This window comes from Lelliottia sp. JS-SCA-14 (genome assembly GCF_035593345.1).
In the GTDB taxonomy this organism is placed as follows: Bacteria; Pseudomonadota; Gammaproteobacteria; order Enterobacterales; family Enterobacteriaceae; genus Enterobacter; species Enterobacter wanjuensis.
Genome location: NZ_CP141606.1, coordinates 4,808,830 through 4,834,080 on the forward strand (window position 1 = coordinate 4,808,830; position 25,251 = coordinate 4,834,080).

Sequence of the window (25,251 nt, forward strand, 5' to 3'; positions counted from 1 at the left end):
AAGCGCACGCATTACCAATACAGAACCTGAGGTCTATCCGAAGAATAAATAATACGCCCGTAAATAAAGATAATTTAAAAATAGGCGTTGGGAAAAGTTGAGCGTTGGGGAGAGTAGTTTCAGCGTTGCTCAAAAACGCGCAGACAAAAAAAAGCCTGACCCACAGGCCAGGCTTTCGAACTCAGTGACGACTTACTTTTTAGCAGCGAAACGTGCTGCTGCTTCGTCCCAGTTCACCACGTCCCAGAAGGCTTTGATGTAGTCCGGGCGACGGTTCTGGAATTTCAGGTAGTAAGCGTGTTCCCACACGTCCAGGCCCACGATTGGGAAGCCGGATGCGCCAGAGATCGCTTCACCCATCAGCGGGGAGTCCTGGTTCGCAGTGGAAACCACAGCCAGTTTGTCACCTTTCAGTACCAGCCATGCCCAGCCAGAACCGAAACGGGTCGCGGCCGCTTTTTCAAACTCAGCTTTGAAGTTGTCCACGGAACCGAAGTCGCGCTCGATAGCGGCTTTCAGATCGCCCTGCAGGGTAGTGCCGGTTTTCAGGCCTTTCCAGAACAGGCTGTGGTTAGCGTGACCGCCAGCGTTGTTACGCAGAACGGTTTTCTTGTCAGCTGGCAGTTGATCCAGTTTGGTGATCAGCTCTTCAGCAGACAGGCTGGCGAATTCTGGCAGGCTTTCCAGCGCTGCGTTCGCGTTGTTCACGTAAGTCTGGTGGTGTTTAGTGTGATGGATTTCCATCGTCTGCTTGTCGAAATGCGGTTCCAGTGCGTCATAGGCATACGGCAGGGATGGCAGTGTATAACTCATAATCCTCTCCATTATTGTCGGGCGGCACAGCTGTTAATGCCGCGTAAGCAGTTGGTTCATTATAGTTAATTAAATGATATTGAAAATGATTATCAATGCCGTAGTTTTTATAAGGTTATTCGTTTTTGTACCAATGCCGAATTTGTGAGTCTGCTCACGCGGTTAACGCGCTGATTGCCATAGACAAGAAAAGTGCGGCAACCTTCTGAAGGTTCGCTCGCCGCTTAATTTTTACACTCATCGGGTCGGAGGGAAGCCACCGGCCTATAAAAACGATGAGGACGTAAAAAAATGAATCATGCGATTACGATGGGTATTTTCTGGCATTTGATAGGCGCAGCCAGTGCAGCCTGTTTCTATGCCCCGTTTAAAAAGGTGAAACACTGGTCATGGGAAACCATGTGGTCCGTGGGCGGTACGGTCTCCTGGCTGATCCTGCCGTGGACCATCAGCGCCATTCTGTTGCCCGATTTCTGGGGGTATTTCTCCTCCTTTAGCGCCTCCACGCTGCTGCCGGTCTTTCTGTTCGGCGCGATGTGGGGCATCGGCAACATCAACTACGGCCTGACCATGCGCTATCTCGGCATGTCGATGGGCATCGGGATTGCGATTGGCATCACCCTGATTGTCGGCACGCTGATGACGCCAATCCTGAACGGTAATTTCGACGTACTGATCAACACCAAAGGCGGCCAGATGACGCTGCTGGGCGTGCTGGTGGCGGTGGTCGGCGTGGGGATTGTCACCCGCGCGGGGCAGTTGAAAGAGCGCAAAATGGGTATTCGTGCGGAAGAGTTCAACCTGAAGAAAGGGCTGATTCTGGCGGTGATGTGCGGCATTTTCTCCGCCGGGATGTCGTTTGCCATGAACGCCGCCAAACCGATGCATGAAGCGGCGGCCGCGCTGGGCGTGGATCCGCTCTACGTTGCCTTGCCAAGCTACGTGGTGATCATGGGCGGCGGTGCGCTGGTTAACCTCGGCTTCTGCTTCATTCGTCTGGCAAAAGTGAAGAACCTGTCGGTAAAAGCCGACTTCTCGCTGGCAAAACACCTCATCATCAGCAACGTGCTGCTGTCGGCACTCGGCGGCCTGATGTGGTATCTGCAGTTCTTCTTCTATGCCTGGGGCCACGCCAGCATTCCGCCGCAGTATGACTACATGAGCTGGATGTTGCACATGAGCTTCTACGTGCTGTGCGGCGGGATTGTCGGGCTGGTGCTGAAAGAGTGGAACAACGCCGGACGGCGTCCGGTGAGCGTGCTGAGCCTGGGTTGCGTGGTGATTATTATTGCCGCCAACATTGTCGGTCTTGGCATGGCGAATTAATCACGCCGCTTTTCGACTGTGATGACGCCACTGAACCGGCGTCATCCCCACCTCGCGATTGAACACCACCGAAAAGTAGTTACTGTCCTCAAAGCCGCAGCGCGTCGAGACCTCACTCACCATCAGCTCCGTATGTTGCAGCAGATACTGCGCGTGGCAGATACGCAGCTGGCGCAGGTAGTGGTTCACCGTCATCCCCGTCTGGGTGCGGAACTGCTGGCGCAACGCGCGCTCGCTGCACTGCTCCTGCTCACAAAATTTCTCCAGCACAAAGCTACGGTTCAGACTTCCCGCGAGCGTGGTGATGAGCTTATCCAGCAGCGCTTCCTGCTCGGTGGCTGAAGGGTTGTCCGTGGCGTAGCGGTAGCGTTTGAGGGTCATCACCAGCTGGGCGAAGAGCAGCTCGGCCATCTCGTTCGCGCCCGGCTCGGCCTTCAGGCTCTCCTGTTCTAACTGGGTGATGACGTGGCGCACCTGGGTCATGCCGTTACTACTCAGGCGCCATTGCGGGGCGGTGTGCGCCTCATTAAATCCGGGGATATGCCCTGCCCAGTCGACATTGAGTTTGAGCCGGTCCGGGCAGTAAATCACGTTCTGTAAAACCAGGTCGTTGACCGAGGCGTAGGAGTGCTTGTCTTCCGCGCGGATATAAAACAGATCGCCGCGGGTGATGCGATACGGGCGGTCGTTGAGGACGTGCAGGCCGTTGCCGCGCCACACCAGCACCAGCTCGCAAAACTCGTGCGTGTGCTCGGCAAAGACGTTTTGCGGATAGCGATCGGCCACCGCGACGGCCTGCCCGGCGTTAGCAAAGAAATCGGTTTTACGAAGGATTAACGGAGCGCCCACAACACACCTCAGCGGCTAATAACCTGCCATTATTAGCCGTTTTGCGCTGAAAAAACGGTGATTGTCCTCGCGTTACTGAAGTGACGCATCCCGTCCCTGGCGGATTTCACGCGGCGACCAGCTAAATTCCCGGCGAAACAGCGTCGAAAAGTGGTTACTGTCGCCAAACCCGCAGCGATAAGCGATATCCGTCACGCTCTCGTCCGTGTGGCGCAGCAGGTGGCGGGCTTTGATCAGCCGCAGCCGGTTGAGATAGCGCTGCGGCGTCAGGCCCGTGTGCTGCTTGAGCTGGCGATGCAGCGTGCGCAGGGAGAGTGAAAACCTGTCTGCCACCGTCTCCCAGCACACCTCTTCCGCGAAGTGATCTTCCAGCCACGCCATCAGCAGATTGAGGCGCGCATCGTTGTTTTCCGCCCCTTCCACCAGGCTACTGCGGCGCAGCAACACCAGCAGCTGCATAAACAGCAGCTCCCGGCTGGCGCGGGCGTGGGTTTCGGCATTGTCTTCGGCGTTTTCCATCTGCCCCACCAGCTGACGCACCTGTTGCAGCGTCGACTGATTCACTCGCCAGTGCGATGGGTAGTGCCCGTCCTGCTCCTGCGGCAGCAGCTGGTTGAGCCCGGAGAGAAACTGGAACGCATCCGGAGAACGGTAGAGCACGTTGGTCAGGCACAGATTGTCCGTATGTTCATACAAGTGCCGGTCATGGTCACGCACGAAGCATACCGTCCCGCCGCTGATGGTGTAGGGCTGGCCGTTAAACACGTGAATGCCCGTCCCGTGCTCAACAATCACAATCTCATGAAAATCATGATGATGTTCAGGAAAAGCCGCCTGAGGCAGCCGCGGCTCGATCGCCACCGGCGAACTTCCTGAAGGGAAAAAATCCACGCTGTGCAGTACGGTCATAACGGCCACCACCAATGAGAAATGTTCTCAAAATAGTAATTAAGGGCCGGGTTTCTCACCTTCAATTTTCGACGTCAAAGCGTGCAAAGCCTGTCCGTTTTTCAAGAAACGGCGGGAAAGATCGGGAAATGCGGCAACGGTCACACGGCCTGAAAACCGCGTCATGACTGGAAACTGTGAACTCCCTCACGTTCATCTTTGCTTTCTTGCCAGCGCGGGATTTTGCCTGTCAGTGGCGAGAAGGTGCGTTTTTCTTCCCTTTCTTAGACTGTTTCGCAATGACTCCAAGAAGGACCGAATTATGACCTCTCGCCATTGTGTGGCTGTCGATTTAGGCGCATCCAGCGGGCGCGTAATGCTCGCCAGCTACGTGCCTGCACAGCGCGCACTTTCGCTTCGTGAAATCCATCGCTTCGGTAACTGCCTGCAAAAGCAGGACGGCGTGGAGACCTGGGATATTGACAGTCTGGAAGCGGAAATCCGCACCGGCCTGAACAAGGTCTGCGACGAAGGGATTCTGATCGACAGCATCGGGATTGACACCTGGGGCGTCGATTTTGTCCTGCTCGACCGCAACGGCAACCGCATCGGCCTGCCCGTCTCCTACCGCGACAGCCGGACCGACGGCGTGATGGCCCGCGCCATTGACCAGCTCGGCAAAGCCGACATCTACGGGCGCAGCGGCATCCAGTTCTTACCCTTTAACACCCTCTATCAGCTGCGCGCCCTGGTGGAACAGCAGCCGGAGCTGGTGGCGAACGTCGCCCACGCCCTGCTGATCCCGGATTACTTCAGCTACCGCCTGACCGGGAAAATGAACTGGGAATACACCAACGCCACCACCACCCAACTGGTGAACATCAATTCCGATACCTGGGATGAACACCTGCTCGGCTGGACCGGCGCCGCAGCCAGTTGGTTCGGTACGCCGACCCATCCCGGGAATGTGATCGGTCACTGGATTTGCCCACTGAAAAATGAAATCCCGGTGGTCGCCGTCGCCAGCCACGATACCGCCAGCGCGGTGATTGCCTCGCCGCTGGCAGACAAAAACGCGGCCTTTCTCTCATCCGGCACCTGGTCGCTGATGGGCTTTGAGAGCAAAACGCCCTACACCTGCGAAAAGTCGCTGGCGGCGAACATCACCAACGAGGGCGGCGCGGAAGGCCGCTACCGGGTGCTGAAAAATATCATGGGGCTGTGGCTGCTCCAGCGAGTGCTGAAAGAGCAAAACATTACCGACCTGGCGCGCCTGATTGCCGACACGGAAAAGCTGCCCGCCTGTCGTTTCGTCATCAACCCGAACGACGATCGTTTTATCAATCCGCGCAACATGAGCGCCGAGATCCAGGCCGCCTGCCGCGAGAGCGCGCAGCCCGTGCCGCAGACTCCGGCTGAGCTGGCGCGCTGCATTTTTGACAGCCTCGCCCTGCTCTACGCCGACGTCCTGAACGAGCTGGCGGCGCTTCGCGGTAAGCCCTTCAGCCAGCTGCACATTGTCGGCGGCGGCTGCCAGAACCAGCTGCTGAACCAGCTCTGCGCCGACGCCTGCGGGATCACCGTGGTCGCCGGCCCCGTGGAGGCCTCGACGCTGGGCAATATCGGCATTCAGCTGATGACCCTGGACGAGCTTTCCAGTGTTGACGATTTCCGGGCGGTGGTGACTCACAACTACCCGCTCACCATTTTTACCCCTAATCCCTGCCATGAAATTGCCCGCTATCAGGCGCAGTTTCTGCAAAAACGACTGACAAAGGAGCTTTGCGCATGACCACTCAACTTGAACAAGCCTGGGAACTGGCTAAACAGCGTTTCGCCGCCGTGGGCGTGGATGTCGAAGAGGCGCTGCGTCAGCTCGACCGTCTGCCGGTCTCCATGCACTGCTGGCAAGGCGACGACGTCGCTGGCTTTGAAAACAGCGGTGGCGCGCTGACGGGCGGCATTCAGGCGACCGGCAACTATCCGGGCAAAGCGCGCAATGCCACCGAACTGCGGGCCGATCTGGAGCTGGCGCTGAGTCTGATTCCTGGCCCAAAACGCCTGAACCTGCACGCGATTTACCACGAAGCCAGCGAGCCGGTGGCGCGTAATGAAATCAAACCGGAACACTTTAAGAACTGGGTGGAGTGGGCCAAAGCCAACAAACTGGGGCTGGATTTTAACCCGTCCTGCTTCTCACATCCCCTGAGCGCCGACGGTTTTACCCTCTCGCACGCCGACGATGAAATTCGCCAGTTCTGGATCGACCACGTCAAAGCTAGCCGCCGCGTGTCGGCGTACTTCGGTGAACAGCTCGGCACGCCGTCGGTGATGAACATCTGGATCCCGGACGGCATGAAAGACATCACCGTGGACCGCCTGGCCCCGCGCCAGCGTCTGCTGGAAGCGCTCGACGAAGTGATCAGTGAGAAACTCAACCCGGCGCACCACATCGATGCGGTGGAAAGTAAGCTGTTCGGCATTGGCGCGGAGAGCTACACCGTCGGCTCGAACGAGTTCTACATGGGTTACGCCACCAGCCGCCAGACCGCTCTGTGCCTGGACGCGGGCCACTTCCACCCGACCGAGGTGATCTCCGACAAAATCTCCGCCGCCATTCTGTACGTCCCGCGCCTGCTGCTGCACGTCAGCCGCCCGGTGCGCTGGGACAGCGACCACGTGGTGCTGCTGGATGACGAAACTCAGGCCATCGCCAGCGAAATCATCCGCCACGACCTGTTCGACCGCGTGCACATCGGTCTCGACTTCTTCGACGCCTCCATCAACCGCATCGCGGCGTGGGTGATCGGCACCCGCAACATGAAAAAAGCCCTGCTGCGCGCCCTGCTGGAGCCCACGGCGGCCCTGCGTACGCTCGAAGAGCAAGGCGACTACACGGCGCGTCTGGCGCTGCTCGAAGAGCAAAAATCCCTGCCGTGGCAGGCCGTGTGGGAGATGTACTGCCAGCGCAACGATGCGCCAGCGGGCAGCCAGTGGCTGGACAACGTGCGGGCGTATGAGAAAGAGGTTTTAGCGGCTCGCAGCTAAAACAACCCTCACCCCTGCCCTCTCCCTGAGGGAGAGGGAGAAAAACCAGCGCACCTCCCTGTGTGTGAGGGAGAAAACCAGCGCTCCGAACAGTCCCCTCTCCCTGTGGGAGAGGGTTAGGGTGAGGGCATCAGGCCTCGCCGAATTAACAGGAACATGAACACTATGCACACCATCACCAACGCCTGGTTCGTCCAGGGCATGATCAAAGCCACCACCGACGCCTGGCTGAAAGGCTGGGACGAGCGCAACGGCGGCAACCTGACGCTGCGCCTCGACGATGCCGATATCGCACCGTTCGAAGCCGATTTCCACCAGAAACCGCGCTATATCGCCCTGAGCCAGCCGATGCCGCTGCTGGCCAACACGCCGTTTATCGTCACCGGTTCCGGCAAATTCTTCCGCAACGTCCAGCTCGATCCAGCCGCCAATTTAGGCATCGTAAAAGTGGACAGCGACGGCGCGGGCTACCACATTCTTTGGGGGCTGACCCACGAAGCGGTACCGACCTCTGAGCTTCCGGCGCACTTCCTCTCCCACTGCGAGCGCATCAAGGCGACGGACGGCAAAGACCGCGTGATCATGCACTGCCACGCGACCAACCTGATCGCCCTGACCTATGTGCTGGAAAACAGCACCGATTTCATCACCCGCAAACTGTGGGAAGGCAGCACCGAGTGTCTGGTGGTGTTCCCGGACGGCGTGGGCATTCTTCCGTGGATGGTGCCAGGCACGGATGAAATCGGCGAAGCCACCGCGCAAGAGATGCAGAAACATTCCCTGGTTCTGTGGCCATTCCACGGCGTGTTCGGCAGCGGCCCGACGCTGGATGAAGCGTTTGGCCTGATCGACACCGCCGAGAAGTCGGCGGAAGTGCTGGTGAAGGTCTATTCCATGGGCGGAATGAAGCAGACCATCACCCAGGAAGAGCTGATTGCGCTGGGTAAACGCTTCGGCGTCACCCCGCTGAAATCGGCGTTAGAGCTGTACAAATAACAACATCGCGCCCCGCTCATTGAGACGGGGCGAAAAAACACCTGCAAACCCTACACATGTCATCTATCTAGTGGAGTAAAAGCAATGAAAACAAAGATAAGCTTAATCCTCACCGTTGCCGCTCTGGCGTTGTCCGGTTCCGCACTTGCAGAAGTGAAAATCGCCCTCGTGGCGAAATCTCTCGGAAATGGATTCTTCGAGGCAGCGAACGTTGGCGCGCAGGAGGCGGCCAAAGAATTGGGTGATGTGAAAGTAATTTATACCGGCCCGACCACCACCACCGCCGAAGCGCAGATCGAAGTGCTGAACGGCTTGATCGCCCAGGGGGTAGATGCGATCGCCATCTCCGCCAACGATCCTGACGCGCTGGTGCCGGTGCTGAAAAAAGCGATGCAGCGCGGGATCAAAGTGGTTTCATGGGATTCCGGCGTGGCGAAAGCCGGGCGTCAGATCCACCTCAATCCCTCCAATAATGCGCTGATCGGTGAAACCAACGTCAAGCTGGCCGCCGAGGCGTTGAAAGCCCTGAACGTCGACAAAGGCGAAGTGGCCGTTCTGAGCGCCACCCCGACCTCCACCAACCAGAACACCTGGATTGCCGAGATGAAAAAGGTGCTGCCGCAGTACCCGTCCGTCAATCTGGTGACCGTGGCCTATGGCGACGATCTGTCGGACAAGAGCTACCGCGAAGCGGTCGGCCTGCTGAAAACCTACCCGGATCTGAAAGTGATCGTCTCCCCGTCGTCGGTCGGGATCGTGGCCGCTGCGCAGGCGGTGAAGGATCAGGGCAAGATTGGCAAAGTGTACGTGACCGGCCTGGGCCTGCCGTCTGAAATGGCCGGCGCGGTGAAATCCGGGGCGAGCAAAAGCTTCGCCATCTGGAACCCGATCGACCTGGGCTACGCCGCCACCTATTTAGCCGACGATCTGGTGAAAGGCACCGCCACCAAAGACGAAGCCAGCATGGGCAAACTGGGCAAAGTGAAGCTCGATGCCGACGGCAGCGGCGCAATGGCCGAGCCGTTCGTCTACGATGCGAGCAATATTGATAAGTTCTCAAAAATCTTCTGATGTGTTTTGTAGGCCGGATAAGCGTAGCGCCATCCGGCAAAACGGCGGGTGGCGCTGCCGCTTACCCGCCCTACAAAATCCCCTTTGATGGAGAACTCTCATGACCGCATCCACCCCGCTGCTGGAGCTCAAGGGCATCACCAAGGTTTTCCCTGGTGTGCGCGCCCTGGAGAACGTGCAGCTTGAGCTTTGGCCCGGCAAAGTCACCGCCCTGATCGGCGAGAACGGCGCGGGCAAATCGACGCTGGTCAAAGTGATGACCGGGATTTACCAGCCCGAAGAGGGCGAAATCCTCTATAAAGCGATCCCCATTCATCTCCCGACGCCCGAATCGGCGCACAAGGTTGGGATTACCGCGATTCATCAGGAAACCGTGCTGTTCGATGAGCTGTCGGTGACCGAAAACATTTTTGTCGGCCAGTACCTGCACAAAGGCTTTTTCAAAAAGCTCGACTGGCCAGAGATGCACCGCCGGGCGCAGGAGATCCTCACGCGTCTGGAGGTGCAAATCGACCCGCGCGCGACGCTCAAAACCCTGAGCATCGCCCAGCGGCATATGGTGGCCATTGCCCGCGCCCTGTCGTTTGAGGCGCAGGTGGTGATCCTCGACGAACCCACCGCCGCCCTGTCGCAGCACGAAATCCTAGAGTTTTATCAGATCGTTGAGCGCCTCAAGCAGGAGGGGAAAGCGATCCTGTTTATCTCGCACAAGTTCGACGAGATTTTTGAGCTGGCAGACCACTACACCATTTTGCGCGACGGCGTGTTCGTCGGCGCAGGGGCGATCAACGACATCACCGAAGAGCGGATGGTGGCGATGATGGTGGGCCGGGCGATCACCCAGACCTTCCCGAAAGTGGCGTGCGAAAAAGGGGCGACGGTGCTGGAGGTGAAAGACCTCTGCCACCCGACCGAGTTCGCGCACATCTCGTTTTCTCTGCGCAAAGGCGAAATCCTCGGCTTTTACGGGCTGGTCGGCGCCGGGCGGACCGAACTGATGCAGGCGCTTTCCGGCGTGACCCGCCCCTCTTCCGGCGAAATCGTCCTCAACGGCATCGCGCAGCATTTCCGCCAGCCTGCCGACGCGATCCGCGCGGGGATTGTCTGCGTGCCGGAGGAGCGGCAAAAGCAGGGGGCGATTATTGAGCTGTCGATTGCCCAGAACATCAGTCTGCCGCAGCTGAGTAAACTCAACCCCGGCGGCGTGTTGAACCAGGATCGCGAATGGGCGCTGGCCGATGAGTACGCCCGACGCTTGCAGGTGAAAGCCTTTAGCTGGAAACAGCCGGTCGAGGCGCTCTCCGGCGGCAATCAGCAAAAAGTGGTGATCGGCAAATGGCTGGCGACGCATCCAGAGGTGATCATCCTCGATGAGCCGACAAAAGGCATCGATATTGGCTCGAAAGCGGCCGTTCATCAGTTTATGTCCGAGCTGGTCGGCCAGGGGCTGGCGGTGATCATGGTCTCGTCGGAACTGCCGGAAGTGATGGGCATGGCCGATCGCATCATCGTCATGCACGAGGGGCTGATGGTGGCGGAATACCCGGCAGGCGGCGCGACGGCGGAAACCATCGTCAGCGCGGCCAGCGGCGCAAAACAGGAGGCCGCGTAATGTTCCAGTCACTCCTGAAACACCGCGAAGCCCTGCTGGGCGGCGTCATCGTGCTGATGATACTCGCCATCGGCAGCCGGGTGCCGTCGTTTATCGCACCGGGAAATCTGGTCGAGATGTTTAACGACACCTCGATTCTGATCATCCTCGCGCTGGGCCAGATGATGGTCCTGCTGACCAAAGGCATCGACCTGTCGATGGCGGCCAATCTGGCGTTGACCGGGATGATTGTCGCCCTGATTAACTTCCACTACCCCGACGTGCCGGTCTGGGCGCTGCTGTTTCTCGCCACCGTACTCGGCCTGCTGATGGGTGTCATCAACGGCCTGCTGGTGTGGAAACTGGGGATCCCGGCGATTGTGGTGACGCTCGGCACCATGAGCATCTATCGCGGGATTATCTTTTTACTCACCGGCGGCGGCTGGGTGAACTCCAACCAGATGGGGGCGGATTTCCTCGCTCTGCCGCGCGCCTCCCTGCTCGGCCTGCCGGTCCTGAGCTGGTGTGCGATTGCCGCCCTGCTGCTGGTCGGCTATTTCCTGCGCTACAGCCGCACCGGACGCGCTCTGTACACCGCGGGCGGCAACGCCACGGCGGCGTATTACACCGGGATCAACGCGGGCAAAATGCAGTTCGTCAGCTTCTGCCTCTCGGGCGCGCTGGCCGGGTTCTGCGGCTATCTGTGGATCTCACGCTTCGCCGTCGCCTATGTCGACGTTGCCAACGGCTTTGAGCTGCAGGTCGTCGCCGCGTGCGTGATCGGCGGCATCAGCACCATGGGCGGCACAGGCCGGGTGTTGGGCTGCCTGTTTGGCGCGTTGTTCCTTGGGGTGATCAACAACGCCCTGCCGGTGATCGGCGTTTCGCCGTTCTGGCAGATGGCGATTTCCGGAACGGTGATCGTGATTGCGGTGCTGCTCAATGAGCGCGGCAACAAACGCAAAGGACGGCTGATCCTGCGCGATGCCGCCCTGGCGCGGCAGAAACAGGCGGTGAACTCATGAGCAAAATGATGACTACCGAAGAGATCAAAAACCAACCGACTTCGACGGGGATTTTCCAGCGCCTGCTGTGCTGGGAGGGCTTCCTGCTGGCGGTCACGCTGGCGGTGTTTATCGTCAACGCGATGGCCTCGCCCTACTTCCTCGACATCTGGAACCTGTCGGATGCCACCTTCAACTTCACCGAAAAGGCGATCATCGTGCTGCCGATGGCGATGCTGATTATCGCCCGTGAAATCGACCTGTCGGTGGCGTCGACCATCGCGCTCAGCTCGACGGCGATGGGCTTTTGCGCGGCGGCGGGGGTGGATACGCCGCTACTGGTCTGCGTGGGATTAGGCGTCGGGCTGCTGTGCGGGCTGTTCAACGGCTTTCTGGTGACGCGCTTTAACCTGTCGTCGATCGTGATCACCATCGGCACCATGAGCCTGTATCGCGGCATTACCTACATTTTGCTCGGCGATCAGGCGCTGAACACCTGGCCGGAGAGCTTCGCCTGGTTCGGGCAGGGCTACGTGTGGGGCGCGCTGTCGTTTGAGTTCGCGCTGTTTATCGTCCTGGCGGCGGTGTTTGCCTTCGTGCTGCATCGCACCAACTTTGGCCGCCGGACCTACGCCATCGGCAACAACCCGACCGGGGCGTGGTATTCGGGCATCAACGTAAAACGTCACAACCTGCTGCTGTTTGCGCTGGTGGGGCTGATGTCGGGCCTGGCCTCGGTGCTGCTCACCTCACGTCTCGGCAGCACCCGCCCGACCATTGCGATGGGCTGGGAGCTGGCGGTGGTGACGATGGCGGTGCTTGGCGGCGTCAATATTCTCGGCGGGTCCGGCAGCATGGTGGGCGTGATTATCGCCGCCTTCCTGATGGGGCTGGTGACCTTTGGCCTGAGCCTGCTCAACGTGCCCGGCATTGTGATGTCGGTGATTATCGGCGCGATGCTGATTGTGGTGATTTCACTGCCGATTATGACCCGCCGGATGTTGCAGCGAAGACGGATCTAAAGCCGGGTGGCGCTGCGCTTACCCGGCCTACTTAACCGTAGGCCCGCGCAAGCGCAGCGCCGCCGGGCATAAAAATCACAGTAATTAAGGAGAATTATCATGAGCTTTATGTTGGCACTTCCGAAAATCAGCCTGCACGGCGCAGGCGCTATCGGCGATATGGTTAATCTGGTGGCGAGCAAACAGTGGGGCAAAGCGCTGATCGTCACCGACGGCCAGCTGGTCAAAATGGGCCTGCTCGACAGTCTGTTTACCGCTCTGGACGCCCATCAGATGTCATATCACCTGTTTGATGACGTGTTCCCGAATCCGACGGAAGCGCTGGTGCAAAAAGGCTTCGCGGCGTATCAGAGCGCCGAATGTGACTACCTGATCGCCTTCGGCGGCGGTAGCCCGATTGATACGGCGAAAGCGATTAAAATCCTCACCGCCAACCCTGGCCCGTCGACCGCCTATTCTGGCGTCGGCAAGGTGAAAAACGCCGGTGTGCCGCTGGTGGCGATCAACACCACGGCAGGCACCGCGGCGGAGATGACCAGCAACGCGGTGATCATCGACAGCGAGCGCCAGGTGAAAGAGGTGATTATCGACCCGAATATCATCCCGGATATCGCCGTGGACGACGCCAGCGTGATGCTCGATATTCCCGCCTCCGTCACCGCCGCTACGGGGATGGACGCCCTGACCCACGCTATCGAAGCCTATGTTTCCGTGGGCGCGCACCCGCTCACGGACGCCAACGCCCTGGAGGCGATTCGCCTGATCAGCCTCTGGCTGCCGAAAGCCGTCGACGAGGGACACAATCTGGAAGCACGCGAGCAGATGGCCTTCGGCCAGTATCTGGCGGGCATGGCCTTTAACAGCGCCGGTCTGGGCCTGGTTCACGCCCTGGCGCATCAGCCGGGCGCGACGCACAACCTGCCGCACGGCGTATGCAACGCCATCCTGCTGCCGATCATCGAAAACTTTAACCGCCCTAACGCCGTAGCCCGTTTTGCCCGCGTGGCGCAGGCGATGGGCGTGGAGACGCGCGGGATGAGTGACGAAGCGGCCAGCATGGAGGCGATCAACGCCATTCGCGCCCTGAGTACGCGCGTCGGCATTCCTTCCGGGTTCAGCAAACTCGGCGTCACCAAAGCCGATATCGAAGGCTGGCTGGACAAAGCCCTCGCCGACCCGTGTGCGCCGTGCAACCCGCGCACCGCCAGCCGCGACGAAGTCCGCGAGCTGTATCTGGAGGCCTTATGATCCGCAAAGCTTTTGTGATGCAGGTAAACCCGGACGCCCACGAGGAGTATCAGCGCCGCCACACCCCGATCTGGCCGGAGCTGGAGTCGGTGCTGAAAGACCACGGCGCGCACCACTACGCCATTTATCTCGACAAAGAACGTCACCTGCTGTTTGCGACCGTGGAGATTGAATCGGAAGAGCGCTGGAACGCGGTGGCCAATACCGACGTGTGCCAGCGCTGGTGGAAACATATGCGCGACGTGATGCCCGCCAACCCGGACAACAGCCCGGTGAGTGCGGAGCTGAAAGAGGTGTTTTTCCTCGAGTAAGGTGTTGTGTGATTGCCGGGTGGCGGCTGCGCCTTACCCGGCCTACGAAAGATTATGCTGCCGCTCTTGCGGCAGCGATTTCCTGCCTGCTGCTCAGCGTAAACGCCGAGATGACCGTCACCGCCAGCACGAAACATCCGAGCATCAGATAGGTGTCCTGGAAACCGATCCGGTCATACATATTCCCGGCGAACGCCGAAAGGAATATGGCCGCCGACTGTTTGGCAAAGTTGAAGCCAATCAGATAGATGGTCGCTGACAGACGGGTATCAAACACACCGGTGATGTATTTAAACGCCCCCACCAGCAGGAAGGGTACTTCCAGCGCATGGAGCATTTTCAGAGCGATCACTTCCACCACGGTGGTGGCGAAGGACGAACCGATAATGCGCGTCGCCATAATCAGCCCGGCAATCAGCAGGGTGTTTTTCGCGCCGATGCGGTTAATGATCCACGGCGAGCAGAACATGATGATCGCGTTACAAATCTCCCCGGCTGTGGTCGCAAAACCAAAGGCGCGCGTTCCCTCTTCCGGCGTCGCAAAGAACGATTTGAAGAAGGTGGCAAACTGCTGATCGAAGACGTCATACACGCAGGCCACGCCAATTACGTACAGAATAAACATCCACATTTTGCGCTGACGGAACAGGGTGAAGACGGTTTTGGCGGTGATTTGCGGCTGGTTCGCCCCCAGCGCGTTCATCACTTCAGCGGTCTGGTTTGGCTTCGGTTTGGCGACCACCAGCAGAAGCATCAGCAGCAGCGCCGCGCCGGAGCCCATCCAGAAGACATACGACGGATCGATGCTGAACAACACCCCGCCCGTCGAAGCACACAGCCCCCAGCCCAGGCAGCCGAACATTCGCGCTTTGCCGTATTCGAAGAAGCTGTTGCGACTCACGCGCTCGATGTAGGCCTCAATCGCCCCCGATCCCGCTGAGAAGACAAAGCCGATATACAGCCCGCCGCTCAACGCCCCGAGCCAGATATTCATCTTCAGCAGCGGCGCGAAAACGTAGAGGAAGAACGGCGCGAACAAAAAGAGTAAAACCGCGATGATCCACAGCAGGTGTTTTTTCAGCCCCAGCTTGTCGGAAATGACGCCCAGCACCGGCTGGAAGGCAATCGCCGAGAGCGAAATGCAGGAGAAGACAATCCCGGTATGGGTTTTATTCAGGCCGATGATATCCGACAGCCAGATCGGCAGGAACGGAAAGCAGGTGGCCATAATGAAGAAGTAGAGAAAGAAGAACGCCCCGAAAATCCAGAAATTAGGGTTGTCTTTGTGGGTACAGGCAGTCGTGTTCATTATTTTTATCCTCAACTCAGGGCCAGTCGCCCGGCCCATCACCCTTACACGCGTTCAACGCCAATCAGAATGGCGGTTTCCGGGTCCAGAATCGGCAGGACGAGCCCCGCCTGCATCAGCCATTCGCCGCTCACCGTTTGCGGCGCTTCCATCCATGCCGGGAGTTTGCGCATGGTGTGGCCGCCTTCCCCGGTCAGGCGGATATTCGGGTGATCGAGCAACGAGATGCGGTACTGCGCGTCTGGCGCCAGGCCCGGCATGCGCAGCGGCATCATCAGGGTGTAATCCGGCATCGCCAGCTGGCTGACGATAAACAGCCCCTGCCGCTGGTCTTCACTCACTATACCCTGCGCCTGGGTGGTGGCGTCCGGCATATCCACGCGCCACTGGGTGCCGTGGTGAATCACCTCGCGCCACTGTTTGTGCAGCGCGGCATAGCGGCGGTAGCCTTCGCGCTCGTGCTCGTCGACGGTGAGCGGGTCCAGCTCCAGCCCCATATGCCCAAACAGCGCCGTCAGCCCACGGAATTCAATGCTGTGCTGGCGGAAGGTAGCGTGGCATTTATGATGACCGATATGCGCGCCCATCACCTCCGGCGGGAAGAAGTAGCTCATTCCGCGCTGGATAGTGTTGCGCTCCAGCGCGTCGTTATTATCGGAGGCCCAGAAGCGATGGCAGCGGGTCAGCACTTCGTAATCAATACGTCCGCCGCCGGACGAGCAGGATTCAAACTCCACCTGCGGGAAGCGCTGACCCAGCGTCTCAAGCAGACGATAATACTGGCGCGTTTGCGCATCGGCGGCGGCTTTGCCGAGATGGCCCGGCTGCACCAGCTCGCGGTTCATGTCCCACTTCACGTAGTCCACCGGGTGCTCGCCCAGCAGCCAGCTCATGCGCTCCAGCAGATACTCGAAGGCTTCAGGTATGTTCAGGTTCAGCACCAGCTGATGTCGCCCCGTCGCCTGCGGATATCCCGGCAGGGCCAGCACCCAGTCAGGATGGGCGCGGTAGAGATCCGAGTCCGGGTTAATCATCTCCGGCTCCACCCAGATGCCAAACTCCATCCCGAGATTTTTGACGTGATTGATCACCGGCATCAGGCCGTTGGGGTATTTTTTCTCGTCGAGCGTCCAGTCGCCGAGGGCGGCGTGGTCGTCGTTGCGCCCTTTAAACCAGCCGTCGTCGATGATGAAACGCTCCACGCCCAGCGCCGCGGCTTCGTCGGCCATGCGCATGATGTATTCCGGATCGTGGTTGAAGTAGATCCCCTCCCAGGTGTTGAGATGCACCGGGCGCGGTTTGTTTTCCGGGAAGCGAATAATATTGTCACGCAGATAGCGGTGGAACTGCTGGCTCATGCCGTTCAGCCCCTGCGCGGAGTAGCTGGCGTAGAGCTTAGGCGTCCAGAGGGTTTCGCCCTCGGCAATCGCCATTTCCCCTGGCAGATAAAGCGCTTCGGCCTGCACGTAGCGGCGGCCATCGGTTTTGACTTCGGCGCGCAGGCGGTGGTTGCCGCTCCAGCCGAGATGCACACCCCACACGTCGCCGTGCATTTCGCCAAACGCCGGCGTGCCGGTCATCAGCGCCGGGAAATGTTCGTGAGAGGTGCGCCCGCGGCGGTTCTCAATCACAAAACTGTCGTGCTCAAGGGTCAGACGATGCGGCTGGAATTCGCGGATCCAGCGGCCATGAAACGCCATCACCTCTTTCGCGCGCTCCGAAACCGGCAGCGTCACGGCCAGGCGATCGACTTGCCACGGCTGTGCCCGCAGGTTGGTCAGACCGTGGCGCACCACCAGCACGCCGCTCTCATCGAGGGCCAGTTCGCTGGTCAGGCGTAGCCCGGCGTGTTCATCTTCTGCGGTAATGGTCAGGCTCTGGCCCTGCTGCTCTATGGCGACGGTCCTGAAAACCGGCGACCCGTCCAGCCCCTGACGGTGGCCTTCGATGCCCGGCGCACCGAACAGACCCTGGCCCAGTTCGGCCATCAGCGTCAGCGGAATATCCACATCCAGCCTGCCGTTGGCCACCGGACGAATCAGGCTTTGCGCATCCTGCGGCGAAAAGTGGCGAAGGTGTGGCCCCCAGTAGACAATTTCGGCGAACGGGTGAGTTTTGATCACCACGTCTGTCGTCGGGCTTTCGAGTCGTAAAATGGAATCTTGCATCGGACATCTCCTGTCATCAGATGTCCTGAGTGTTGATCCGAAACGTTTCGGATACCAACCCAAACGTTTCGGATCTGTGATCGACTTTTGAATTTTGCGGAGATTTAGGCCGTCTGGCCCGGTGAAAATTCAGGCTGCCACAGCACCTGTAGCCGGGAAATATCCTCGCCATTGATGAGCTGGCGCACCATGTCAGCGATTTGCTTGCCGACGCCCTCGCGGGTGGACTGGATCACCGCCGCCACGTCGGCCTCGACAATGCTGTCCTGCGGCAGACCGTCGTACACTACCAGCGAAACTGCGTCGCTGCCGGTCAGTCGCCCCTGCTGGGCCAGCGCCATGGCGGCTCCGTCACCGTGGGTGTTGCAGTCGGTGACAATCGCGGTGGGCGGGTTGGACAGTGAAAGCAGCTCCAGCGTCGCGGTATAGCCCGCGCGGCGCGACGGCGGCATGGTGCGCAGCCATTCGCTGGAAAGCCCCGCTTCGCGCAGGGCGTCGAGATAGCCCAGACGGCGCTGGGTGATAAACGCCTGACTGTTGTTTTCGCCTAACAGGGCGATGCGCTGATGGCCTTTGTCGATCAGCCAGCGTGTGGCGCGATAGGTGCCCGCGTAGTTATCGAAATCAAACCACGCGTAGGGTTTCGGCAACTGGCTGCGGCCAAGGGCGAGGAACGGGAAACCGGCGTTTTGCAGCTGCGTGAGGCGCGGGTCCTGATCGAGGGTATGGGCGACAATCAGGGCATCCACGCGGCGACTTTGCACCATGCGCATATAGCTGTGTTTGTCGGCGAGGTCATCGTCGGCGATCAGCAGCAAATCAATCTCATGTCGCGCCAGTTCGTGGCTAATTTCGCCGACCATGTCCATAAACACGCTGTTATTAAGCGGAACCGGATGCACGGGAAACACCAGCCCGACGGCGTCAATTTTGCCCATCTTCAGACGACGGGCAAAGGTGTTCGGTCGATAGCCACGGCGCTGCGCTTCGGCTTCCACGCGGGCGCGCGTCTCGCGAGAAACGTCATCATATCCGTTGAGGGCGCGGCTGACGGTGGTAACCGACAGCCCCAGTTCTTTGGCAATGGCTTTGAGCGACATGATTTCCGTGTCCGAAGAAGTTAGTTTTGTTCCGCCACTAAAAGCGCGTGGGTGTCCGGTTCCAGCGCCTTAAAGATGTGCGGCTGGTCGGCGGGATAGCAGATGTAATCGCCCGGACCGAGCTCTTCCGGCGCGTCCGTCAGGCCGATCAGCGCCCGCCCCTGGGTGACAATAATGTGCTCCACAGAACCCGGCGGATGCGGCTGCGAAATGCGGTCCGCGCCCGGCTGGGTCATCAGGAGATAGACATCCCGACGCGCGCCCGGCGGGCAGGACGCCAGTAAAATCGCCTGATAGTTCGCCTGCTCGGCAATCACTTTGGTGCCTTCGCCCCGGCGGATCACCTGGGTGGTCGGCTGCTGCGGCTCCAGCAGACGCGCGAAGGGAATTCCGAGCGCCACGCACAGCGACCAGAGCGTTTCCAGGCTAGGATTGCCATTGCCCGACTCCAGTTGTGACAGCGTGGATTTGGCGATCCCGGCGCGGCGCGCGATTTCCGCCAGCGACAGCCCGGTTCGCAGGCGTTCCCGCACCAGGCTTTTGGCGATCACGCTGATTGGCTGCGTCATAAAACGGCCTCTTGTTCTATATATCGAACGAATCGTTCATCTTGAAAAACGAAATAGTTGCGTTCATTATAATGGAATCTCGTTCGATATGGCTAAAATTGTATGAAGAACTCCCTCTCCTGCCTGAAAGGCGACACGATAAAAGCGATCGTGCTGGTGTGCCTCGCCGTCGGCGTGGTCGGCATGTCCTACGGCTCGCTGGCGATGGCTTACGGCTTCCCGGTGTGGGTGCCGTTTTTACTCTCGATTACGGTGCTTGCGGGTGCGTCAGAATTTATGTTTATCGGCATCGTTGCCAGCGGCGGTAATCCCCTTGCGGCAGCGGCGGCGGGTTTGTTGGTCAATGGCCGCCACGTGCCGTTCGGCGTGACGGTGCGGGAGCTGGTGGGAAAACGCGGCCTGAGCTTCCTCGGCTGCCACATCATGAACGACGAAAGCGTGGTGTTTGGCCTATCGCAGAAAACGCCCGAGCAGCGCAAAGCCGCCTACTGGCTGTGCGGCATGGGCGTGGCGATCGTCTGGCCACTCGGCACGCTTTTAGGGGCGATGGTCGGCAAACTGCTGCCCGCGCCGGAAACCATCGGTCTCGACGCCGTATTCCCGGCGATTTTGCTGGCGTTAGTGGTTCCGGCGTTTAAAAACCGCACTACGCTGATTCGCGCCTGCAGCGGCGCGGCGCTGTCGCTCGCCGCGGTGCCGTTCGCGCCGGTCGGTTTGCCGGTGTTGTTGTCATTGCTGGGTCTCGCCGCGAGGAAGAAATAATGGGAAATATGACGGTCTTTATCCTCGGCATCGCGATTTTGTCGGCGGGTACCTATCTGATGCGCCTCGGCGGAGCGAAACTCGGCAGCCGCCTGGCGCTGTCCGAGCGTTCTCAGGCGTTGCTCTCAGATGCGGCAACGGTGCTGCTGTTTTCCGTGGCGCTGGCAACCACCTTCTACGAGGGCGATCATTTTGCCGGTATGGCGCGCGTGCTCGGCGTGGCGTTTGCCGTGTTTCTGGCCTGGCGCAAAGTGCCGCTGATCCTGGTGATTATCTCCGCGGCGGTAGTGACGGCGCTGCTGCGGGTGGCCGGAATCCATTGATAAAACACATTCCCTGATGATGAAAGATTCATCAGGGAAAGATCACGCAACAGAATGTGGGTTCGCCCACAAAACGCCCCTTTGATTCCCTGCTCTGTTGTCACACCGCGCTGACATATTCCCTCTCATAGCCCCCGCCTTGCCCTCGTAGAATGGCTGCAGACATTTTCTGCTGGAGTGGCACCATGGCTCTACTGACTTCCCGCTGCATTAACCTCGATATTCACGGCAACAGCCCCTATTCGGTGCTGAAAGCTCTCTCCGATATGGCCTTTCAGAACGGTTTTATCACCGACCGCAGCGCCTTTTTGCAGACGCTGTTACTGCGCGAAAAACTGCATTCCACCGGGTTTGGATCCGGCATCGCCGTGCCGCACGGCAAGAGCGCGACCGTCAAACAGCCCTTTATCCTCTTCGCGCGCCAGACGGCGGGCGTGGAGTGGAAAGCCAGCGATGACGAGCCCGTCACCTGCTGGATCTGCCTCGGCGTGCCGCAGGAGGGCGAGGACGATCAGGTGAAAGTGATCGGCAGCCTGTGCCGCAAAATCATCCACGCCGATTTTATCGCCCAGCTCAAACAGGGCGATGCCGACCAGATCCTGGCGCTGCTCAACCAGACGCTCAGCCATTAGAGGGGTTACCCATGGAAAAATCCTTACGCCTGGTGGCGATCACCAACTGCCCGGCAGGCATTGCCCACACCTACATGGTGGCCGAGGCGCTGGAGCGCAAAGCGAGCGATCTGGGCCACAGCATTCAGGTGGAAACTCAGGGTTCGAGCGGGGTGGAAAATCACCTGAGCGACGCCGCCATTCACGCCGCGGATTATGTGATTCTGGCGACCGGCCGCGGCCTGAGCGCCGATGACCGCGCGCGCTTTGCAGGCAAGCAGGTGTATCAAATCCCGATCTCCCAGGCGCTAAAAAATATCGACGCCATTTTTGAACAATTAGCCTCGCAATCACAGCTTTTCAGCGCCGATAGCAGCGTAAAGCTGGGCAAACAGGATGTGCAGCAGGGCAGCGTGATGAGCCACCTGATGGCAGGCGTGTCGGCGGCCCTGCCGTTTGTGATTGGCGGCGGTATTCTCGTCGCCCTCGCCAATATGCTGGTGCAGTTCGGCCTGCCGTACACGGATATGGCGAAGGGGGCGCCGTCGTTTACCTGGGTGATCGAATCCATCGGTTATCTGGGATTCACCTTTATGATCCCGATTATGGGCGCGTACATCGCCCTGTCGATTGCCGATAAACCGGCGTTCGCCCCTGCCTTTTTGGTCTGCTATCTGGCGAACGACAAAGGGCTGCTCGGCACTCAGTCCGGCGCGGGTTTTCTCGGCGCGGTGGTGCTGGGGCTGGCGATCGGTTATTTCGTACTGTGGTTCCGCAAGGTGAAACTGGGCAAGGCGCTGCAGCCGCTGCTCGGGTCGATGCTGATCCCCTTTGTCACTTTGCTGGTGTTTGGCGTGCTGACGTATTACGTGATTGGCCCGCTGATGTCCGACCTGATGGGCGGCCTGCTGCATTTCCTCAACACCATTCCACCGTCAATGAAGCTCGGCGCGGCCTTCCTGGTCGGCGCAATGCTGGCCTTTGATATGGGCGGCCCGGTCAACAAAACCGCGTGGTTCTTCTGCTTCTCCCTGCTGGAAAAACATATCTACGACTGGTACGCCATCGTCGGCGTGGTGGCCCTGATGCCGCCCGTCGCGGCAGGGATTGCGACCTATCTTGCGCCGAAACTCTTTACCGCGCAGGAGAAAGCGGCGGCCAGCAGCGCGATTGTGGTGGGCGCGACCGTCGCCACCGAACCGGCGATTCCTTACGCCCTCGCCGCGCCGCTGCCGATGCTGACCGCCAATACCCTGAGCGGCGGTATCGCGGGGATGCTGACCATTTCGTTTGGCATTCAGCGCCTGGCGCCGGGGCTGGGCGTATTTGACCCGCTGATCGGCCTGATGTCTCCGGGGGGTTCTTTCTATCTGGTGCTGGCCATCGGCCTGGCGCTGAATGTTTCGCTGATTATTTTACTGAAAAGCTGGTGGCTGAAGCGTCAGGCCGCTCGTCTGGAGATGTCCCATGAACATTGAGCTACTGAAAACCCTGTGCGATTGCAGCGCGGTCAGCGGGGATGAGCAGGAGGTGCGCGATGTGCTTATCCACACCCTGGAAAAACACGCCGATGAAATCCGCTTCGACGGACTGGGGAGTTTTATCGCCCGCAAAGGTACGCGCGGCCCGAAAGTCGCCATCGTCGGGCACATGGACGAAGTGGGGTTGATGGTCACCCATATCACCGACGAGGGTTTTATCCGCTTCGACACCATCGGCGGCTGGTGGAGCCAGTCGATGCTCAATCATCGCGTGACCATTCGCACCCGCTGCGGGAGCAAAATCCCCGGCGTGATCGGCTCAGTCGCGCCCCATGCGCTAAGTGAAAAACAAAAGCAGCAGCCAATGACTTTTGACGAGATGTTTGTCGATATTGGCGCGAACAGCCGCGAAGAGGTCGTCAAACGTGGCATTGCGATGGGAGATTTTATCAGCCCGGAAGCCAATTTCGCTCAATGGGGCGAGGACAAAATCGTCGCCAAGGCGCTGGATAATCGCGTCGGCTGTGCGCTGATGGCGGAGCTTTTCCAGCGCGTTGATAACCCGAATATCACCCTTTATGGCGTCGGGAGCGTGGAAGAAGAGGTGGGTCTGCGCGGGGCGCAAACCTCCGCCGAGTCGATTAAACCGGATGTGGTGATTGTGCTGGACACCGCCGTGGCGGGCGACGTGCCGGGCATCGACGCGGTGAAATATCCGCTCAAACTCGGTCACGGGCCGGGAGTGATGCTGTTCGACAAACGCTATTTCCCGAATCAGAAACTGCTGGCGGCGCTGAAAGCCAGCGCAGAAATACGGGAAGCCGTGCTGCAATTTAGCACCATGAAAACCGGTGCCACCGACGGCGGGCGGTATAACGTGATGGGCGGGGGCCGTCCGGTGGTGGCACTTTGCCTGCCGACACGTTATCTGCACGCCAATAGCGGTATGATTTCGGCAACGGATTACGATGCGGCGTTCACCATTGTGCACGAGCTGTTGATGTCCCTCGACGAGGAGCACGTCGCCGCGTTTACGCAGTTTCGCTAAGGATGCAGCATGTTGAATGAGCGCCAGTTTTCCCTGCTCGATGCCATCGAATCACAGCCCGTGTCCCTGAGCGTGCTGGCGCGGCAGACTGGCGTTTCGGCGCGCACCATTCTGCGGGATATTGATTATCTCAACTTTACCCTGAGCGGAAAGGCGCACATCCGCACGGCGGGCAACGCGCTGTATCAGCTGGATATTATTGATCGAAAAAGCTATTTCCAGCTTTTGCAGCGCCATGATAATGATGACCGGATGCTGGCCCTGCTGCTGATCCACCCGGTGATTTCCCGCGCGCAGCTGGCCGATGCGCTCAACTTGCCCGACAGCTGGGTCGCCGAGCGTTTACCCCGCCTGAAAACCCGCCACCTGCGGGCGTTCAGCCTGGCGAGTCGCCCCGGTGCGGGTCATTACATCGACGTCGATGAACACAAACGTTTTCTCCTGCTCGCCAATGTCTTTCGCAAAGACCCGTTCGTTTATCCCCTCACGGGTATGACGCCGGACGCTTACGCTCAGCTTCAGGAAGAGTGTCGTCGGCAGACGGACTGGCCGAATATCTCCCCTGACTATCGGGTGAGCATGATCCTCGCGGCCTGCGCGCTGCGGGAATGTCCACAATGCCCCGGCCCAACGATTCCAGAGAAAGTGCGGCAGCGGCTCAATCATCTGCAGCACCAGGCCGAGAGCATGACTCCCGAGTATGTCAGGGAACTACTCGCCGCCAGTTCCAGCGCGGGCTCGCCGCATGTGGTCGATGCGCAGCTGATTGAGGATCTGACCGGACATCTCAAACGCTGCGTGGCGATGCCGCAATGGCTGGCGGAAAATCGTCAGGGATCGATGAATCATCTGAAAGCCGCCTGGCCTGCCGCCTTTGATATGAGCGTGAAATTTATCAATCATCTGCGAACGGTGATGGATATTCCGTTAATCGACAGCGATCTGCCGGGGCTGTACTTTGCCTGTGCGCTGGAGCGCCATCAGCACGAATCGACGCCGGTGATTTTATTGGCCGACCAGAACGCTATCGCCGCTATCAACAAAATGGCGATTGAGCGCGAAGTGCTGAACTGCCGGGTGATTGTGGCGCGCACGCCTGACGAACTTGATGCCATCTGTGAAGAGCTGACGCCTGCGCTTATCATCAACAACGGTCATGACACGCTGGATAACGGGCCGCGCCACGTCCTGACTATCCGCAATATCATCACTTCAGCCGGTATCGATCAGATCAAAGACTTCCTCGCTTCGGCGTTTATTCGCCAGCAGCCGGAACGGTTTTTCCCGCCGGAGGGCTATTTTCATTACCCCAACGCGGCAGGCGAAAGTTGGGCGCAAATTGTCGCGGCGATTGCGGCGCGGCTGTGCGCCAAAAAGCGGTTAACGCCCGAAGAATCACAGCGGATTTGCCAGCGCGAGCAGGAAGGGGAAAACCTGATTGTGAACCGCATCGCCATCCCCCACTGCTGGAGCGATCGTCAAAAACCCTTTCGCGGATTTTTCATCACCCTTGAGCGCGGACTTCTGGTGAACGGGGAAGAGGTGCAACATCTGCTGATGGCCTGCGCCAGCACGGCGAACCGGCAGGAGCTGAAAATTTTTAGCTTTCTGGCCAGCCAACTGAACAGCCATTCGGCGGAGACGATTGAGAAAATCAGAGACTACGAGGGGTTTGTGGCGTTACTGCGTTAAGACCTGTCCCTGCTCCGAAGA

Annotated in this window: 23 protein-coding genes; 16 read left to right on the plus strand and 7 right to left on the minus strand. The window is 59.3% G+C overall.

The window, feature by feature from the left end:
• Positions 1-192 precede the first annotated feature (192 nt).
• The gene (gene sodA, locus U9O48_RS22445; RefSeq protein WP_063144341.1) at positions 193-813 is read right to left on the minus strand and encodes a superoxide dismutase [Mn]; all 621 of its coding nucleotides are present in this window, start codon (positions 811-813) and stop codon (positions 193-195) included.
• Positions 814-1,104: 291 nt separating this feature from the next.
• Between sodA and rhaT the strand changes: the two genes are divergently transcribed.
• Complete coding sequence (rhaT, locus tag U9O48_RS22450) at positions 1,105-2,139, plus strand: L-rhamnose/proton symporter RhaT (RefSeq protein ID WP_282492161.1); 1,035 nt, start codon at positions 1,105-1,107, stop codon at positions 2,137-2,139.
• Here rhaT and rhaR read toward each other — a convergent pair whose 3' ends face one another.
• Positions 2,140-2,988: an HTH-type transcriptional activator RhaR gene (gene rhaR / locus U9O48_RS22455; protein WP_285157824.1), complete on the minus strand. Its 849-nt coding sequence runs from the start codon at positions 2,986-2,988 to the stop codon at positions 2,140-2,142. It lies immediately after the preceding gene.
• Between the two features lie 72 nt (positions 2,989-3,060).
• Complete coding sequence (gene rhaS, locus U9O48_RS22460) at positions 3,061-3,897, minus strand: HTH-type transcriptional activator RhaS (RefSeq protein WP_282492163.1); 837 nt, start codon at positions 3,895-3,897, stop codon at positions 3,061-3,063.
• 301 nt (positions 3,898-4,198) lie between these two features.
• Here rhaS (U9O48_RS22460) and rhaB point away from each other — a divergent pair, with 301 nt between their 5' ends.
• The 9 genes from rhaB to rhaM all read left to right on the plus strand — a co-directional run bounded on the left by rhaB (position 4,199) and on the right by rhaM (position 14,167).
• The gene (gene rhaB, locus U9O48_RS22465; RefSeq protein ID WP_285157823.1) at positions 4,199-5,668 is read left to right on the plus strand and encodes a rhamnulokinase; all 1,470 of its coding nucleotides are present in this window, start codon (positions 4,199-4,201) and stop codon (positions 5,666-5,668) included.
• Positions 5,665-6,924, plus strand: a complete 1,260-nt coding sequence (rhaA, locus tag U9O48_RS22470; protein ID WP_285148591.1) for an L-rhamnose isomerase — start codon at positions 5,665-5,667, stop codon at positions 6,922-6,924. Before rhaB ends, rhaA begins: the two co-directional genes overlap by 4 nt.
• A gap of 165 nt (positions 6,925-7,089) precedes the next feature.
• Complete coding sequence (gene rhaD / locus U9O48_RS22475) at positions 7,090-7,920, plus strand: rhamnulose-1-phosphate aldolase (RefSeq protein ID WP_282492166.1); 831 nt, start codon at positions 7,090-7,092, stop codon at positions 7,918-7,920.
• Positions 7,921-8,004: 84 nt separating this feature from the next.
• Complete coding sequence (rhaS, locus tag U9O48_RS22480) at positions 8,005-8,991, plus strand: rhamnose ABC transporter substrate-binding protein (protein ID WP_285146470.1); 987 nt, start codon at positions 8,005-8,007, stop codon at positions 8,989-8,991.
• A 100-nt stretch (positions 8,992-9,091) separates the two neighbouring features.
• A complete protein-coding gene (locus tag U9O48_RS22485; protein WP_285148593.1) occupies positions 9,092-10,603 on the plus strand; it encodes a sugar ABC transporter ATP-binding protein in 1,512 nt (503 codons plus the stop codon).
• Complete coding sequence (locus U9O48_RS22490) at positions 10,603-11,607, plus strand: ABC transporter permease (RefSeq protein WP_285148594.1); 1,005 nt, start codon at positions 10,603-10,605, stop codon at positions 11,605-11,607. Before U9O48_RS22485 ends, U9O48_RS22490 begins: the two co-directional genes overlap by 1 nt.
• Positions 11,604-12,608, plus strand: coding sequence for an ABC transporter permease (locus U9O48_RS22495; RefSeq protein ID WP_285148596.1), 1,005 nt, complete (start codon positions 11,604-11,606; stop codon positions 12,606-12,608). The genes U9O48_RS22490 and U9O48_RS22495 overlap by 4 nt, the downstream gene beginning before the upstream one ends.
• 99 nt (positions 12,609-12,707) lie before the next feature.
• Positions 12,708-13,856 (plus strand): lactaldehyde reductase, encoded by a 1,149-nt coding sequence (gene fucO / locus U9O48_RS22500; RefSeq protein ID WP_285146466.1) that lies wholly within the window; start codon positions 12,708-12,710, stop codon positions 13,854-13,856.
• The gene (gene rhaM / locus U9O48_RS22505) at positions 13,853-14,167 is read left to right on the plus strand and encodes an L-rhamnose mutarotase (protein WP_285146465.1); all 315 of its coding nucleotides are present in this window, start codon (positions 13,853-13,855) and stop codon (positions 14,165-14,167) included. Before fucO ends, rhaM begins: the two co-directional genes overlap by 4 nt.
• Positions 14,168-14,219: 52 nt before the next feature.
• Here the strand turns inward: rhaM and U9O48_RS22510 are convergent, their stop codons facing one another.
• From U9O48_RS22510 to U9O48_RS22525, 4 genes are all read right to left on the minus strand, one after another.
• A complete protein-coding gene (locus tag U9O48_RS22510; RefSeq protein ID WP_282492173.1) occupies positions 14,220-15,476 on the minus strand; it encodes an MFS transporter in 1,257 nt (418 codons plus the stop codon).
• A gap of 44 nt (positions 15,477-15,520) precedes the next feature.
• Positions 15,521-17,644 (minus strand): alpha-galactosidase, encoded by a 2,124-nt coding sequence (locus U9O48_RS22515; RefSeq protein ID WP_324723230.1) that lies wholly within the window; start codon positions 17,642-17,644, stop codon positions 15,521-15,523.
• Between the two features lie 104 nt (positions 17,645-17,748).
• Positions 17,749-18,744: a substrate-binding domain-containing protein gene (locus U9O48_RS22520; protein WP_324723231.1), complete on the minus strand. Its 996-nt coding sequence runs from the start codon at positions 18,742-18,744 to the stop codon at positions 17,749-17,751.
• 20 nt (positions 18,745-18,764) lie between these two features.
• Complete coding sequence (locus U9O48_RS22525) at positions 18,765-19,313, minus strand: helix-turn-helix domain-containing protein (protein WP_095284012.1); 549 nt, start codon at positions 19,311-19,313, stop codon at positions 18,765-18,767.
• 102 nt (positions 19,314-19,415) lie between these two features.
• On the opposite strand from U9O48_RS22525, the gene U9O48_RS22530 reads away from it, so the two are divergent.
• The 6 genes from U9O48_RS22530 to U9O48_RS22555 all read left to right on the plus strand — a co-directional run bounded on the left by U9O48_RS22530 (position 19,416) and on the right by U9O48_RS22555 (position 25,230).
• Positions 19,416-20,075 (plus strand): AzlC family ABC transporter permease, encoded by a 660-nt coding sequence (locus U9O48_RS22530; RefSeq protein WP_324723232.1) that lies wholly within the window; start codon positions 19,416-19,418, stop codon positions 20,073-20,075.
• Entirely contained in the window at positions 20,075-20,398 is a 324-nt protein-coding gene (locus U9O48_RS22535; RefSeq protein WP_282492178.1) for an AzlD domain-containing protein, read from the plus strand. The genes U9O48_RS22530 and U9O48_RS22535 overlap by 1 nt, the downstream gene beginning before the upstream one ends.
• 185 nt (positions 20,399-20,583) lie before the next feature.
• Entirely contained in the window at positions 20,584-21,030 is a 447-nt protein-coding gene (locus U9O48_RS22540; protein WP_324723233.1) for a PTS fructose transporter subunit IIA, read from the plus strand.
• Between the two features lie 11 nt (positions 21,031-21,041).
• A complete protein-coding gene (locus tag U9O48_RS22545) occupies positions 21,042-22,487 on the plus strand; it encodes a PTS fructose-like transporter subunit IIBC (protein ID WP_324723234.1) in 1,446 nt (481 codons plus the stop codon).
• A complete protein-coding gene (locus U9O48_RS22550) occupies positions 22,477-23,538 on the plus strand; it encodes an aminopeptidase (protein WP_324723235.1) in 1,062 nt (353 codons plus the stop codon). The genes U9O48_RS22545 and U9O48_RS22550 overlap by 11 nt, the downstream gene beginning before the upstream one ends.
• A 9-nt stretch (positions 23,539-23,547) precedes the next feature.
• On the plus strand, positions 23,548-25,230 hold the full coding sequence (locus U9O48_RS22555) for a putative frv operon regulatory protein (protein WP_324723236.1): 1,683 nt from the start codon (positions 23,548-23,550) through the stop codon (positions 25,228-25,230).
• Positions 25,231-25,251 lie beyond the last annotated feature (21 nt).

What these genes read in the sequence shown, in the direction of transcription:
- sodA (WP_063144341.1), bottom strand. Translation starts at nt 813, where the DNA reads ATGAGTTATACACTGCCATCCCTGCCGTATGCCTATGACGCACTGGAA.
- rhaT (WP_282492161.1), top strand. Translation starts at nt 1,105, where the DNA reads ATGAATCATGCGATTACGATGGGTATTTTCTGGCATTTGATAGGCGCA.
- rhaS (WP_282492163.1), bottom strand. Translation starts at nt 3,897, where the DNA reads ATGACCGTACTGCACAGCGTGGATTTTTTCCCTTCAGGAAGTTCGCCG.
- rhaB (WP_285157823.1), top strand. Translation starts at nt 4,199, where the DNA reads ATGACCTCTCGCCATTGTGTGGCTGTCGATTTAGGCGCATCCAGCGGG.
- rhaA (WP_285148591.1), top strand. Translation starts at nt 5,665, where the DNA reads ATGACCACTCAACTTGAACAAGCCTGGGAACTGGCTAAACAGCGTTTC.
- rhaD (WP_282492166.1), top strand. Translation starts at nt 7,090, where the DNA reads ATGCACACCATCACCAACGCCTGGTTCGTCCAGGGCATGATCAAAGCC.
- rhaS (WP_285146470.1), top strand. Translation starts at nt 8,005, where the DNA reads ATGAAAACAAAGATAAGCTTAATCCTCACCGTTGCCGCTCTGGCGTTG.
- U9O48_RS22485 (WP_285148593.1), top strand. Translation starts at nt 9,092, where the DNA reads ATGACCGCATCCACCCCGCTGCTGGAGCTCAAGGGCATCACCAAGGTT.
- U9O48_RS22490 (WP_285148594.1), top strand. Translation starts at nt 10,603, where the DNA reads ATGTTCCAGTCACTCCTGAAACACCGCGAAGCCCTGCTGGGCGGCGTC.
- U9O48_RS22495 (WP_285148596.1), top strand. Translation starts at nt 11,604, where the DNA reads ATGAGCAAAATGATGACTACCGAAGAGATCAAAAACCAACCGACTTCG.
- fucO (WP_285146466.1), top strand. Translation starts at nt 12,708, where the DNA reads ATGAGCTTTATGTTGGCACTTCCGAAAATCAGCCTGCACGGCGCAGGC.
- rhaM (WP_285146465.1), top strand. Translation starts at nt 13,853, where the DNA reads ATGATCCGCAAAGCTTTTGTGATGCAGGTAAACCCGGACGCCCACGAG.
- U9O48_RS22510 (WP_282492173.1), bottom strand. Translation starts at nt 15,476, where the DNA reads ATGAACACGACTGCCTGTACCCACAAAGACAACCCTAATTTCTGGATT.
- U9O48_RS22515 (WP_324723230.1), bottom strand. Translation starts at nt 17,644, where the DNA reads ATGCAAGATTCCATTTTACGACTCGAAAGCCCGACGACAGACGTGGTG.
- U9O48_RS22520 (WP_324723231.1), bottom strand. Translation starts at nt 18,744, where the DNA reads ATGTCGCTCAAAGCCATTGCCAAAGAACTGGGGCTGTCGGTTACCACC.
- U9O48_RS22525 (WP_095284012.1), bottom strand. Translation starts at nt 19,313, where the DNA reads ATGACGCAGCCAATCAGCGTGATCGCCAAAAGCCTGGTGCGGGAACGC.
- U9O48_RS22530 (WP_324723232.1), top strand. Translation starts at nt 19,416, where the DNA reads ATGAAGAACTCCCTCTCCTGCCTGAAAGGCGACACGATAAAAGCGATC.
- U9O48_RS22535 (WP_282492178.1), top strand. Translation starts at nt 20,075, where the DNA reads ATGGGAAATATGACGGTCTTTATCCTCGGCATCGCGATTTTGTCGGCG.
- U9O48_RS22540 (WP_324723233.1), top strand. Translation starts at nt 20,584, where the DNA reads ATGGCTCTACTGACTTCCCGCTGCATTAACCTCGATATTCACGGCAAC.
- U9O48_RS22545 (WP_324723234.1), top strand. Translation starts at nt 21,042, where the DNA reads ATGGAAAAATCCTTACGCCTGGTGGCGATCACCAACTGCCCGGCAGGC.
- U9O48_RS22550 (WP_324723235.1), top strand. Translation starts at nt 22,477, where the DNA reads ATGAACATTGAGCTACTGAAAACCCTGTGCGATTGCAGCGCGGTCAGC.
- U9O48_RS22555 (WP_324723236.1), top strand. Translation starts at nt 23,548, where the DNA reads ATGTTGAATGAGCGCCAGTTTTCCCTGCTCGATGCCATCGAATCACAG.